The 13254-nt window shown below is 72.1% G+C and carries 13 protein-coding genes; 8 read left to right on the forward strand and 5 right to left on the reverse strand.

The window, feature by feature from the left end; all coding sequences use genetic code 11:
• Window positions 1-97: 97 nt before the first annotated feature.
• The 3 genes from FS641_RS09435 (at window position 98) to FS641_RS09445 (ending at window position 2884) form a co-directional block, all read left to right on the forward strand.
• Window positions 98-529 carry a DNA methylase gene (locus FS641_RS09435; RefSeq protein WP_144763150.1) on the forward strand — a complete coding sequence of 144 codons (432 nt, stop codon included), beginning with the start codon at window positions 98-100 and terminating at the stop codon, window positions 527-529.
• A 73-nt stretch (window positions 530-602) separates the two neighbouring features.
• Window positions 603-1520, forward strand: coding sequence for a metallophosphoesterase (locus FS641_RS09440; RefSeq protein WP_144763151.1), 918 nt, complete (start codon window positions 603-605; stop codon window positions 1518-1520).
• A gap of 344 nt (window positions 1521-1864) precedes the next feature.
• Complete coding sequence (locus tag FS641_RS09445; RefSeq protein WP_186317677.1) at window positions 1865-2884, forward strand: NADP-dependent oxidoreductase; 1020 nt, start codon at window positions 1865-1867, stop codon at window positions 2882-2884.
• A gap of 4 nt (window positions 2885-2888) precedes the next feature.
• On the opposite strand, the gene FS641_RS09450 is transcribed toward FS641_RS09445, so the two are convergent.
• From FS641_RS09450 to FS641_RS09460, 3 genes are read right to left on the reverse strand one after another with little or no spacing between them, the layout of a single operon-like run.
• On the reverse strand, window positions 2889-3818 hold the full coding sequence (locus tag FS641_RS09450) for an ABC transporter permease (protein ID WP_260855764.1): 930 nt from the start codon (window positions 3816-3818) through the stop codon (window positions 2889-2891).
• Window positions 3805-4785 carry an ABC transporter ATP-binding protein gene (locus tag FS641_RS09455; protein ID WP_260855765.1) on the reverse strand — a complete coding sequence of 327 codons (981 nt, stop codon included), beginning with the start codon at window positions 4783-4785 and terminating at the stop codon, window positions 3805-3807. Before FS641_RS09455 ends, FS641_RS09450 begins: the two co-directional genes overlap by 14 nt.
• 2 nt (window positions 4786-4787) lie before the next feature.
• On the reverse strand, window positions 4788-5858 hold the full coding sequence (locus tag FS641_RS09460; protein WP_144763154.1) for a sigma-E factor regulatory protein RseB domain-containing protein: 1071 nt from the start codon (window positions 5856-5858) through the stop codon (window positions 4788-4790).
• A gap of 160 nt (window positions 5859-6018) precedes the next feature.
• On the opposite strand from FS641_RS09460, the gene FS641_RS09465 reads away from it, so the two are divergent.
• The gene (locus FS641_RS09465; RefSeq protein WP_144763155.1) at window positions 6019-6981 is read left to right on the forward strand and encodes a sugar-binding transcriptional regulator; all 963 of its coding nucleotides are present in this window, start codon (window positions 6019-6021) and stop codon (window positions 6979-6981) included.
• Between the two features lie 256 nt (window positions 6982-7237).
• Here the strand turns inward: FS641_RS09465 and FS641_RS09470 are convergent, their stop codons facing one another.
• A complete protein-coding gene (locus FS641_RS09470) occupies window positions 7238-8302 on the reverse strand; it encodes a GTP-binding protein (RefSeq protein ID WP_144763157.1) in 1065 nt (354 codons plus the stop codon).
• Window positions 8303-8346: 44 nt separating this feature from the next.
• On the opposite strand from FS641_RS09470, the gene ykgO reads away from it, so the two are divergent.
• Together ykgO and FS641_RS09480 are read left to right on the forward strand one after the other, a co-directional pair.
• A complete protein-coding gene (gene ykgO / locus FS641_RS09475) occupies window positions 8347-8469 on the forward strand; it encodes a type B 50S ribosomal protein L36 (protein WP_144763824.1) in 123 nt (40 codons plus the stop codon).
• A 21-nt stretch (window positions 8470-8490) separates the two neighbouring features.
• A complete protein-coding gene (locus FS641_RS09480) occupies window positions 8491-9147 on the forward strand; it encodes a histidine phosphatase family protein (RefSeq protein WP_144763158.1) in 657 nt (218 codons plus the stop codon).
• Between the two features lie 184 nt (window positions 9148-9331).
• Here the strand turns inward: FS641_RS09480 and FS641_RS09485 are convergent, their stop codons facing one another.
• Window positions 9332-11074, reverse strand: coding sequence for a glycerol-3-phosphate dehydrogenase/oxidase (locus FS641_RS09485; protein ID WP_144763160.1), 1743 nt, complete (start codon window positions 11072-11074; stop codon window positions 9332-9334).
• Window positions 11075-11310: 236 nt separating this feature from the next.
• Here FS641_RS09485 and FS641_RS09490 point away from each other — a divergent pair, with 236 nt between their 5' ends.
• Together FS641_RS09490 and FS641_RS18540 are read left to right on the forward strand one after the other, a co-directional pair.
• Complete coding sequence (locus FS641_RS09490; protein ID WP_144763826.1) at window positions 11311-12252, forward strand: sugar-binding transcriptional regulator; 942 nt, start codon at window positions 11311-11313, stop codon at window positions 12250-12252.
• 38 nt (window positions 12253-12290) lie between these two features.
• Window positions 12291-13244, forward strand: a complete 954-nt coding sequence (locus FS641_RS18540; RefSeq protein ID WP_144763163.1) for an AraC family transcriptional regulator — start codon at window positions 12291-12293, stop codon at window positions 13242-13244.
• The last annotated feature ends 10 nt before the right edge of the window (window positions 13245-13254 follow it).

Consider the following 13254-nt stretch of genomic DNA (forward strand, 5'->3'; position numbering starts at 1 on the left):
GGCATCTGTCCGCTGACATACGGTGGCCCACCGGGACGAGGGTGGGGGAAACCCCCGCCCGAGGACTGCGGGCGGGAGCGCGGGTACCGTCCTGGACATGGCCGACGTGATCCACGCCGCCGACATCGGGATCGACCTGTCGGACGGCAAGCCCCAGCAGCTGTACCGGTGGTTCCTCGCGAGCATGCTCTTCGGCAGACCGATCCGGCAGGAGCAGGCAGCCCAGACCTACCGGGTGCTCATCGACCACGGGTTCACCAGCCCGGGCAGGTTCGGTGGGGTCGGGCACGAGCGGCTCCGGAAGGTGCTCGACGAGGGTGGGTACGGGCGGTTCGACCACCAGATGACGGACGCCCTGCACGAGACCATGCACACGCTCGACGCCGACGAGGGATCGGTGTCGCACCTGGTGAAGTCCGCCGGGTCACGCTCGGAGCTCCGCGAGCGCCTCGGATCGCTGAAGGGCGTCGGGCCGAAGACCATCGAGATCTTCCTCCGGGACGTCCCGGACGCGCTCCTTCCGGAGTGACGGCGGCGGCCGTCGGGGGCAGCTCCCTCGAGCCCGGCGGTCCGCCCCACCGTGTTCGGCTAGCGTCGAGGCCATGCAGCCTCCCGTCCCCGGCACGCTCCGCATCCTGCACCTCTCGGACACGCACCTCACCGGCGACGGCGCGCTCCACCAGGGCACCGTCGACACCACGGCCGCGCTCGACGCGCTGCTCGAACGGCTCGACGTCGTCGAGGGCGTCGGGCTCGTCGTCGTCTCGGGCGACGTCTCCGAGGACGGCAGTCCCGAGTCCTACGCCGTGCTCCTCGAGCGCGTCGGAGGATGGGCAGCGCGCCACGGTGCAGCACTCGTCACCGTCCCGGGCAACCACGACCTGCGCGAGGGCTTCCGGCAGGTGCTCGCGAACGGGCACGTCCTCGGCGACGGCGGCCGTCCGCTCATGCACACGATGGAGCACCACCCGCCGACGGTGCCCGTGTGGGGCCAGTCGCTCGTCGCGGGGCGCCGCGTCGTCACGATCGACACGAGCGTCCCCGGCTCCGGACACGGCGAGGTGAGCGAGGACTCGCTCGGTCGCCTCCGTGCGGCGCTCGCCGACGACTCCGGTGCACCGCACGGCTCCGTCGTCGTGCTCCACCACCCGCCGCTGCCGGCGCCGACCGCCCTGCACGAGGCGCTCCGGCTGCAGAACCCCGCGGCGCTCGCGGAGGTCCTCCGCGGCAGCGACGTCCGGGTCGTACTCGCCGGGCACTACCACCACCACTTCGTCGGGAGCATCGGCGGGGTACCGGTCCTCGTCGCGCCGGGCGTCGCCAACGACACCGACGTGATCGGTGCCTACGGGGAGGAGTCCGCGTACATCGGGACCGGCGCGCTCGTCGTCGACCTCGCCGAGGACGGCACGCTGTGGTCGACACCGGTGCGCGTGCCCGTCGCCGGTGCCGACCAGGTCGCGGTCCACCATGACGCCGACGCCGTCGCGCGGATCATCGCGGCGGTCGGACCGCGCTGACGGCACGGGCTCCGCACCGGCGGGTCCGCCGTCCCTCGACTGGTCGCAACACCCCGCTCACGTCCGTCGACCGGTCACAATCCGTCGGTCGCGGCGTCCCGCGTCGACGTTCTCCGACCGCTCGACGTCGAGCATGCGGGGTGTCGTGACCGCTCGGAAGGGGGTCCGCGCACGTCGGCGCAGGAGCCGGCCGCGGCGACCCCGCGTGCACGCGACCGGCGGGGCGGGGCTGCACCGAGCCTCCAGTCCGGGGACCCGGCCGCCGGCCTTCGGTACCCCGCACGTTCGGGATGTTCCGCGCCTTCCGGTGTAGGCCGGTGCAACAACGTCCGAAGGAGTGCGCCATGCGAACCGGCAGTGCAGTGCAGTACGACCGCTACGGCGGATTCGACGTCGTCGAGGTCGTCGACCAGCAGCGACCGGAGCCCGGACCCGGCGAGGTCGTCGTCGAGGTGTCCGTCGCCGGCCTGAACCACATCGAGCGGTTCCTCCGCGAGGGACGGCTCCGTGAGTTCGTGGACGTCGAATTCCCGGCACGGCAGGGCGTGGACTTCGCCGGCGTGGTCGCGTCCACGGGGAGTGGGGTCCGCGATCTGCACGTCGGTGACGAGGTGATGGGGCATGCACCACACGGTGGGTCGCACGCGACCTGGGTCGTCGTCCCGCGCGGAGCGGTGGTGAAGAAGCCGTCCGGCATGACCTTCGAGGTCGCCGGCAGCCTCTACCTGGCGGGGTGCACGGCGCTGTCCGTGGTCCGTTCGCTGAAGCTCGGACCGGATGACACGGTCGTGGTCAGTGCAGCGGCCGGTGGCGTCGGGCACATCGAGTGTCAGCTCGCGCGGGACGCCGGCGCGACGGTGATCGGCCTCGGCAGCCCTCGGAACCACGACGCTCTCCGGCAGATCGGCGTGCTGCCGGTGGCCTACGGTGACGGTGAGGAAGACCGGATCGCGGAGATCGCCGCGGGACGGCCGATCACCGCCTTCATCGACAACCGCGAGCACGGCGAGAACGTCGCGCTCGCGAAGCGGCTGGGGGTCGACGACCGGCGCTTCGTGTCGAGCGAGGACCGCCGCGACCTGGAGATCCGGTTCCTGCGGGCGCCGGGCGACGACGTCGAGGCGTGCGAGATGCTCGAGACCCTCGGCGACCTCGTCCAGCGCCACAAGGTGCAGTTCATCATCTCCGGGTACTACCCGTTCGAGTACATCGTCGACGCGTACGAGGACCTCGCCGAGATGCACTCTCGGGGCAAGGTCGTCGTCGGGATGCAGCCCGTGGAGACCGGTTCGCGTCTGCACTGGTACAAGTCGGAGAAGTCCCGCGACCTGCGGGACCCGGTGCCCCGCCCCGAGGCGCGGTGACGCGTCAGCTCAGGACGTCCTTCGTCGCGAAGCGCCCGTACGCCAGGGTGCCGAAGACGGCGACGTAGCCGAGCTGCAGCAGAGCGTTGCTGCCGAACGAGTCGAACGCGATCGGGTCGCGGAGCAGGTCGCCGAACCCGAGCCACTGGTGCGAGAACAGGAACGGGTGCAGCCAGTCGAGCTGCGGCAGCTGATCCAACACCTGCGAGGCACCCGCCAGCACGACGGTCGCGGCCATCGCCCCGACCGGGACGTTCGTGAGCGACGACGCGAACAGTCCGATCGCGGACAGACCGAGCATCGACAGCGTCGCGTACAGGGCGAGCAGCACGGCCCGGCCGGCGTACGACCAGCCGTCGACCTGCGTGCCCGAGAGCAGCGTGACCGGGCCGATCGGGAACAGGAGCGCGCCGATCGCCGCACCCACGACCACGATGAGCAGCGTCGCCGCGAGGCAGAACGCCACCGCCCCGGCGAACTTGACGAGGATGAAGCGCAGTCGACCCGTCGGGGCGACGAGCAGGTAGCGGATCGTGCCGTGGCTCGCCTCCCCGGCGACCGTGTCACCCGCGACGACCCCGACGGTCAGCGGCAGGAACAGCGGGATCGACACGGTGAGCGCGGTGAAGGACACGAACAGGCCGTTGTTGGTGATGTCACCGAGGAACGCCGGGCCGCCGGAGTCGCCGTCGGTGGTCAGCCGCACCGCGACGGCGATGAGGATCGGCACCAGCGCCAGCGCACCGAGCATCGCCCAGGTCCGGCGACGGCGGAACACGAGGGCGAGTTCCGAACCGAGCAGGGCGAAGGCGCGGGACGGCCGGGCAGGACGTGCGCCGACGTCGGACGGGGCGGCCGTCGGCGCTCCACCTGCTGACGGTGCGGCAGCGCCGGGTCCTGCGGGCTGGTGCGGCGAGCGCTCAGGCTGCGACATCGAACCCCTCTCCGGTGAGGGCGACGAAGAGGTCCTCGAGCGTGCCGCCGCCGACGACGAACCCGCGGACGCGGACGTCGGCGCGGACGAGCTCGGTCGCGATCGTCTCGGGCAGGAGCGAGTCCGGCAGGTCGGCGACGAGCGCGTCGGCACCGCCCTCGTGGCGCGGGGTCAGGCCGAGCCGCATCAGCACGGACCCGGCCTGTCCGAGGTCGGGCGTCCGGACCGTGACCGTCCGGGCGCCGGCCGACCGGAGCTCGTCGAGCGGGCCCTGCGCGACGAGACGCCCGGTGCGCATGACGCCGGCGTGCGTGCACACCTGCTCGATCTCGGCGAGCAGGTGGCTCGACACGAACACCGTCGTGCCGTCGTCGGCGAGGGAGCGGATGAGGCTCCGGACCTCACGCGTGCCCTGCGGGTCGAGGCCGTTCGTCGGCTCGTCGAGCACCAGGAGTTCGCGTGGCGAGAGCATCGCGTTCGCCAGCCCGAGCCGCTGCTTCATGCCGAGCGAGTACGCGTGCGCCTTCTTGTCGGCCGCGTGTGACAGCCCGACGCGGTCGAGGGCCTCGGCGACCCGGGTCTTCCGCGTCCGCGGGTCCGACGTGGGGTCCGCGGCGTCGAAGCGGCTGAGGTTCGCCCGGCCGGACAGGTACGGGTAGAACGCCGGACCCTCGACGAGGGCGCCGACGCGCGGCAGCACGCTGTGCAGGGACTTCGGCATCGGCTCGCCGAGGACCTCGATGCTGCCGCCCGTCGCCGAGGACAGGCCGAGCAGCATCCGGATGGTCGTCGTCTTGCCGGACCCGTTCGGCCCGAGGAACCCGAAGACCGCCCCGCGGGGCACCGCCAGGTCGATGCCGTCGACCGCCCGCTGCTTGCGGAACACCTTCTGGAGGCCCGTGGTGCGGATCGCGAGGTCGGTGTCAGCCGTCGACTCGGCCGGGTCCACCGCCGTGGTCGCCGTCACGCTCACTTCGCGGCGGCGACCAGGGAGGAGACCGGCACGGCGCCGACGAGGACGCGGCCGTCGTCGGTCAGGTAGACCGAGACGAGGGACGTCTGGATCGCGCGGCCGCCGTCGACCGCCTTCGTGAGCTGGTTCAGCAGCGTCGTGCCGTCGTCACCGAGGCCCGACTGGTCGGCCGTGCCCGCCGGGAGCTGGGCGATGGTGTCCCATCCCGTCCCCGTGACGGTGGGGGCGTCGCCCTCGTGGCCGTGACGCGCGCCCGTGCCGGCGTGGTGGCCGGAAGCGTCGGAGAGGTCCTTCGTGGTGACCTTCGCGTTCGACGGCGGCGTGAAGTCGAACAGGCGCGACGCCGGCGCGCCGTACTGCAGGCTCGTGAAGCCCACCTGGAACGCGGGCTCGGACTGCCCCTTCGCCCGGACCGTCGCACGGAGCGGCAGCCCGGTCTGCTTGTCGACGGCGAGCTGCACGCTCCCGACGAGCGTGTCCGAGGACTTCGGGGTGAGGACGAGCTGCCAGGCGTCGTGCCCGGCGACGCTGGTCGACGTCGGCTTGGCGACCGACGTGCTCGGGGTGATCGCCTCGATGGCCTGCTTCGCGACGTCCGACGGGGTCGTCGTGCCGTCCTCGAAGGACTTCTGCGCGCCCGACGGCAGGACGACGTGGGTGGCTTCGCGCTCCTTCGAGTCCCAGGTCCAGACGTCGCTGCCGTTGCGGACGAGGTCCTGCTCGGCGAGCTGCTCGGTGACCTGCACGCGCTGCTTGGTCGTGCCGTCCGCGTAGACCCGCGCGGTGTGCGAGGAGGTGAGCATGCCGAGGACGTCAGACGCGTTGCCCTCGAGCGAGGAGCCGCCGGAGCCGGTGGGGAGTTCGGGGAGCCCGAGGTCGCTCGACTGCGCGAGCTTGCCCGAGTACTGCGCGTCGGAGGACTTCGCGACGCTCGCGATCACGTCGGCCGCGCTCGGGTTCGTCCCGGCGACGGGGGCGTTCGCGGCACTGGCGAGCGCGGGAGCTGCGACGGCACCGGCGACGACGACCGGTGCGATGAGTGCGGGCAGCCAGGCGGACTTCTTCATCGAGCATCTCCTCGGGTGGTGCGCCTCCTCGGCTGGAGCGTCGGAGTGGTCAGCAGGATAGGTCCGACAACCGACAGTCCGCTGAGCACGCTGCGCTGGGCGGTTCCGGTGGCCGGGCTACGATCGCGGTGTCCGTCCGCCCTGAGGGAAGGCCCGCTCCATGTCCGCCGAACCCGCTCCCGCCGACGCCGGACGAGCCCGGTTCCCGCTCGACACGGTGTACCAGGCGGCGCGGATGTACTACCTCGAGGACGCCACGCAGGGGGCCATCGCCTCCCGCCTCGGTGTCTCCCGCCCGACGGTCTCGCGGCTGGTGGCCGAGGCCCGGAAGGCCGGGCTCGTCCGCATCGAGGTCGTGGACCCGTTCCAGGACGAGACCGCGGTGCTCGCGGAGCGGCTCCAGGTGGCGCTCGGGCTCCGCGCCGTGCACCTCGCCCCGGTGACCCACACCGCCACGCTCGGTGCCGACCTCGCCGCCCCCATCGCGGCCGCCGTCGACGGCATGACCCTCGTCCCCGGCGATGCGGTGCTGATGTCCTCCGGTCGGACGGTGTACGACGTCGCGCACGCGGGCATGCCGCCGCTCGCGGGGATCCAGCTCGTCCCGACCGTCGGCGGACAGGCCGATCCGCTGCCGTGGTTCCAGACGAACGAGATCACCCGGACCGCTGCCGAGCGGTCGAGCGCGATCCCGGCCTTCCTCTTCGCGCAGGCCCTGCCGTCCGAGGCGATGCGGGCCTCCCTGGACGACGACCCCGCGTTCCAGCACGTGATCGGCCTCTGGGGCCGGGCGAAGGGCGCCGTCCTGGGCATCGGGGCGCCGGTCCCGACCCGGGACGCCCTCGCCCGCGGGCTCCCGGTCGAGGACGCCGCCTTCGAGCAGGCCGCCGGGGACGTCTGCCTCAACTTCTACATGCCGGACGGGTCGGCGGTCGAGTTCGCCGGGAGCGACCGGATGGTGCGGACGTCCCGCGAGGTCCTCGCGGCGATCCCGCACGCCGTCGGGGTCGCGGTCGGGGAGTCCAAGGTGACGAGCATCATCGGGGCCGTGCGGGGGCGGCTGGTGAACGAGCTCGTGACCGACGCCGCGACGGCCCGCGCCCTGCTCGACGCACTCGCCTGACGCGGGCGGGCGGGCCGAGCGCGCCGGCGGACCGGCTCGGTGGGTCGACTCGGAACGACACTGTCGTCCGGCTCGGTGGGTCGACTCGGAACGACACTGTCGTCGTCGTACGACAGCGACACTGTCGTTCCGTGCCGACGCGGATGGTTGCGCGCGCGGGGGAGCGACACGGTCGACGTCGTACGACAGCGACGATGTCGTTCCGAGTCGACCCGGGCCGAGTCGACCCGAGCCACTGGCTGGCTGCTCCGCGCGCTCAGTCCTGCCCGTGTTCGTGCTCGAACGCCGGCCACACCGGGAACGGGTCCGCCCACGTGCGCCAGAGCGCCGGCCCGGCGAGGAGCTCCTCCGGCGTGAGCAGCGCCCCGTCGAGCGCGCGTTCGATGCCCGACACGTCCAGGCGCTCCCCGACGAACCAGATCGCCTGACCCACGGGAGCGTCCTCGTCCCACGACGGGTTGGCGGTGGGGTCCAGCGCGAGCATCGCACCGAAGCTCGACCACGACCCCACGTGGTCCGGTCGTGACGCCAGGCAGAAGAATCCGCGTGACCGGAGGACCCTCCCGTTCACGCCGGCAGCGAGGTCGTCCCCGATCACCGACGCGAGCCGCCCGGGGTGGAACGGCAGCGGTTCCCGGTACCGGAGCGTGACGAGGTCGTCGCACGCCCCGCGACCGAGGTCGGCCCCGCTCGAGAGCGCCCGCATCCACCCGGCACCGGACGCGAGCAGCCGGGCAGCTCCACCGTTGGACGCGGGGAGGTCCGACGCGGAGCGCACGCTGTCGAGGGCGACGATCAGCGCGTGCGGCGCCAGCCGGTGCAGCAGGGCCACGAGGGCCCGCCGCCGCCGACCGGTCAGCCCCGCGAACCGGTCCAGGGCGATCACCGTCGAGTACTCGACGAGCGCGGTCACGCGGTCGGCGGCGAGGAACGCGTCGTCGACGTCGGACCAGAGCAGGTGCGCGACCTCGTCGGCCCGGAGCACGGTGACGGCATGGCGGAGGACCCGGTCGTCGCCGTGCTCGCTCATCGCCGCGTTCGCGAGCAGCATCCCGACCGCGCGCGTGTCGGCGTCCGGGGCCAGGGTCACGACGAGGTGGTGCTCGGCGTCCGGACCGCAGACCCGGTCGAGCTGGTCCGTCCGCGACGCGATCTCCCGGGCGGCAGCGAAGGCGCTCCCCGTCACGTGCAGGCGGTGACTCCGCGCACCCGGCCCGCCCAGACGACCGCCGGTCGACTCCGGTGCGGCGATCCGGGTGGCGAGACGGTCGGCGTCGACCTCGTGGAGCGCGGACACGAGCGTGATGACGGCGGATCGCATGTCCGCTACTGTACATGATTACCGTTCTCAACAAGGAGCTCGTCATGAAGGTCCGCAACTCCCTCAAGTCCCTGAAGAAGATCCCCGGCTCCCAGGTCGTGCGCCGTCGTGGTCGGGTGTACGTGATCAACAAGCAGAACCCCCGGTGGAACACCCGCCAGGGGTGACCGCGTCCGTAGGGTGGCAGCATGCGACTGTTCCTGATCCGCCACGGCCAGACCCCCGCCAACGTCTCCGGCGTCCTCGACGCCGAGGTCCCCGGGCCCGGCCTGACGGACCTCGGGCAGCAGCAGGCCGCAGCGCTGCCGGCAGCCCTGGCGGACCGCGGCATCGAGCGGCTCTTCGTGTCGAGCATGGTCCGGACGCACGTCACCGCGGCACCCCTCGCGTCGGCGCTCGGCATCGAGCCCGTCGAGCTCCCCGGGCTCCGTGAGATCGAGGCGGGGGACCTGCAGGGCCGGCGGGACGAGACCTCCGTGCAGCGTTACCTCGCGGCGTGCTACGCGTGGGCGTCGGGGGAGCGCGAGGCGCGGATGCCGGGTGCGGAGACCGGCGAGGACTTCTTCGACCGCTACGACGACGCGGTTCGCCAGATCGAGGAGACCGGCGCTGCAGTCGCGGCGGCGTTCAGCCACGGCGCGGCGATCCGGATCTGGGCCGCGGTGACGGCGCAGAACACGCCGAACGACCTCGGCGCGAGCCGGCACCTGGAGAACACCGGCGTCGTCGAGCTCGAGGGGTCGACGGCCGACGGGTGGCGCCTGGTCGACTGGGCCGGTGAGCCGATGGGCGGCGACGACCTCATCGACCGGACCGCGCAGGACCCGACCGGCGAGCGGTTCTAGACCGGGCGTGCAGCGGGAGACCGGGCGCGCAGCGGGAGACCGGGCGCGCAGCGGGAGACCGGGCGCGCGGCGGGAACCCGGGCGCGCAGCGGGGACCCGGCCACGGCCTGGCGGCCCGGCCACAGACGGAGGGGAGGCCCGGTGCCAGCTGGCACCGGGCCTCCCGTCCGTCAGTGGGTCGTGATCAGGCGCGCGCCGTCGCGGTCGTGAGCGGCACGATCACGCCGTGCGACTCGCGCAGCACGTCGAGGGTGCGCTGGACCTCGTCCGCACGCTCCTCCGTCGTCCAGCCGAGCGCCTCGGCGAGCACGTCCGCCAGTTCGTCGAGCAGGTCGATCGTGACCCCGCCGACGAACGCCAGGTTCGTACGGCGCAGCACGACGTCGATCAGGTGGACCGCCTGCTCGTGCTCGGCGAAGTACGCGACCTCGGCGCGGGTGAGCGCGGGGTCGGACTCCAGCGGTTCGACGGGGCCGTTCGTCAGGACGTCGACGACCTCGGCGGCGCGGGTGCCGTACCGCTCGAGCAGGCCCTCGACCAGGTGCTCGTCGAGTCCGTCGCGGTGCGACTTGACCCACAGCGCGCGCTGGGCGTCCGTCGTCGGGAACTCCTTGCCACCGCCGATCGGCATACCGGTCGTGTCGACCTTGCGGGCGACGCCGAGCTTCGTCGTGGCCTCGGTGGACAGGTGCGCGGCGAGGGCACGGAACGTCGTCCACTTGCCGCCGACGAGCGAGAGCACGGTGCTGTCCGGCAGGCCGGCGATCGGGGTGTCGACGATCCGGTAGTCACGCGACACGAAGCCGGGGGCGGTGTCCTCGTGGCGGGGGAGCGGGCGGATGCCCGAGTAGCTGTAGACGATGTGGTCACGGGTGACCTCGATCTGCGGGAAGACGTGCTTCACGAGCCCGAAGAAGTAGTCGATCTCCTCCTCGGTCGTCGTGACCGGCTTCGACGGGTCGGCGTCGATGTCGGTCGTGCCGATGAGCACCCGGCCCTTGAGTGGGTAGATCAGCACGATGCGGCCGTCGTCGTTCTCGAAGAAGAGCTCGCGGCCCTTGGTGGCCTCGAGCAGTTCGTCGTTGTGCACGACGATGTGGGAGCCCTTCGTGCCACCCATGTACTTCGTCTCGCCGCCGAACGCGCCGTTCGTCAGGTCGGTCCACGGTCCGGAGGCGTTGACGACGACGTCCGCGGTGAACACGAACTCCTCGCCGGTCTCGCGGTCGCGCAGCAGCACGCCGCCGTCGCGGGTCCCCGCGGCCTCGACGTAGTTCGTGGCGCGGGCGGTCGCGGCGGAGCCGGTCCCGGTGCCGGCGGCGAGGCCGTCCTTGAGCACGTCGAGCGCCAGACGCTCCGGCTCGTGCACGCTGGCGTCGTAGTAGGTGCCCGTGTACTTGAGGTCGCGGTTGAGGGCCGGCATGTCCTCGAGCGCCGCCTTCTTGGTGCGGAAGACGTGCTTCGGGACGGAGCCGCCGTCGCGCGAGAAGGAGTCGTAGATCGTCATGCCGATCTTGATGAGCATCGCGCCGCGCTCCTTGGTGGAGCGCTGCTTGTGCGTGAGCATCCGCAGCGGGGCGTTCATGATGCCGGAGAACGTCGAGAAGATCGGCATCGTCGTCTGCAGCGGCTTGACGTAGTGCGGGGCGATCCGGATCAGGCCGTTGCGCTCCTGCACGCTCTCGCGCACCAGGCGGAACTCGCCGTTCTCGAGGTAGCGGATGCCACCGTGGATCATGTGGCTCGACGCCGCTGAGGCGCCGGAGGCGTAGTCGCCGCGCTCGACGAGCGCGACGTCGACGCCCTGGAGGGCGAGGTCGCGGAAGGTGGCGATGCCGTTGATGCCGCCACCGACGATGAGGACCTGGGCGTTGGGGCGCTCGGTGAGCGAGGTCACCGTGCGTCGGGGCTGCGTCGTCTTCGACATGTGCGTACGCGTCGCTTTCTGGTCGGTTCGCTGGTGTTACAGATCGATCGTGCGCCTCGGTGAACGAGCGGGCAACTTGCGTGCACGAACGTGCAGAACACCTGTGGCGCGGCCCGGAACGGGGGACGGGAGGCTCGACCGGGCTTGCAGACGCCCTGCACGTCCGTGCATGGTTGCTCCATGACCCCGTGGACGCGAACGGACGGAGTGGTCCGGTGAGCGACGCAGCACAGCCCATGCGCACGCAGCAGGCACTGCGTGCCGCCCACCTGTACTACCTGCAGGACCTGACGATGGACGCGATCGCCGACGAGCTCGGCACGTCGCGGTCCTCGGTGTCCCGGCTGCTGAAGCACGCCAGGGACACCGGGCTCGTCGACATCCAGATCCGCTCGCCCCTCGACCAGGCCGCCGCGCTCAGCCGGAACATCCGTGCGCGCTTCGGGGTGCACGCGCACGTCGTGCCGGTGCCGGACCACACGAGCGACGTCGACCGGCTCGAGCGGGTCGCACTGTCGGCCGCGCGGATCCTGACGCAGTACATCGAGTCGAACATGGTCGTCGGCCTTTCGTGGGGCTCGACGGTGAGCGCCGTCAGCCGGTACCTCGTGCCGAAGACCACGCACGGCACGACCGTCGTGCAGGTGAACGGCGCCGCGAACACCCGCACGACGGGCATCGTGTACGCCTCGGAGATCCTCCGGCGCTTCGGCGAGGCCTACGGTGCACTCGTCCAGCAGTTCCCGGTCCCGGCGTTCTTCGACGACCCTGCGACGAAGGAGGCCCTGTTCCGCGAACGCTCGATCCGCCGCGTGCTCGACCTGCACGAGCGCATGGACGTCGTCGTGTTCGGTGTCGGCGCGCCGCAGGCCCCCGTCCCCTCGCACGTGTACTCGGGCGGCTACCTCGACCCCGCCGACCGCGAGGAACTCACGACGGCGAAGGTCGTCGGCGACGTCTCGACCGTGTTCTACCGCGCCGACGGGTCGTGGCGGGACATCGGTGTGAACGCCCGCGCGGGCGGACCCGACCTGGACACGATCAAGCGGGCACCCCGGCGGATCTGCGTCGTCGCCGGGCGGGGCAAGGCCGCGTCGCTCAAGGGGGCACTCGCCGCCGGTCTGGTCACCGACCTCATCCTCGACGAGAGCATCGGACAGGCGATCCTGCAGCCCTGACGACATCGATGTCGGTGGTCGGAAGTACCGTCGTGCCCATGCATGATCGCCAGAGCTCTCGGTGGTTCCGGCGCCTCGCCGGCACCGACGTCGACGACGCGCTCGCGTTCTTCGCCGCCGACTACGGACTGCGCACCCCGACGGTGCGGCGGACGTCCGCCAGCACCAAGTGGGACTTCGCCGGGGTCGGGGACGGCCGCATGTCGCTGCGGACCTCCCGGCTCGGAGTCGACCTGCACTGCGAGAGCTTCGTCGAGGACGCCTTCGTCATCGCGTGGGTCCGGTCGGGCTCCAGCACGATGACGGCCGGCGGCGAGAGCGTCGACCTCGAACCCGGCGTCCCCGTGGTGCTCCCGACGGAGAGCGTCTACGAGATCCACCAGCGGGACGTCGCGCTGAGCGTGGTGCACCTCGACCGGACCTTCGTGACGGGGCTCGCCGGTGACCCCGCGTTCACCTTCGACCCGCTGCGTCGCCCGTCCGCCGACGGCATGCGGCTGTGGCGCTCGACCGTGCAGCAGCACTCGTCGCGCTGGCTCGACATGGACCACGAGCTCGACGAGCTCGCACGGCGCGACATCGCCGAGGCGTTCTCGTCGGCGGCGCTCCGGGCGTTCCCGCAGCGCGCGAGCTGGCGCTCCTCGATCGCGGGCAACGGCCCGGAGCACGAGCGGCTCCGGCGTGCGCTCGAGTTCGTGCACGCCCATGCGAACGAGGCGATCGGCACGCCGGAGATCGCCGCTGCGGCAGGACTCAGCGCGCGCGGTCTGCAGCAGTCCCTGCGGCGCCACCTCGACCAGACCCCGGGCGAGCTCCTGCGCGAGGTCCGTCTCGAGGGGGCGCACACCGACCTCCGGCGTGCCGACCGCGACGAGCTGTCCGTCGCGGAGATCGCCCGCTCCTGGGGGTTCGGGCACCTCGGGCGCTTCTCCGCCGCCTACCGGTCCCGGTTCGGCGAACTCCCGAGCGAGTCGCTCCGCAGTCGCGTCTGAGCCGCATCCG

It is taken from the genome of Curtobacterium sp. 9128 (assembly GCF_007673775.1).
GTDB lineage: Bacteria > Actinomycetota > Actinomycetes > Actinomycetales > Microbacteriaceae > Curtobacterium.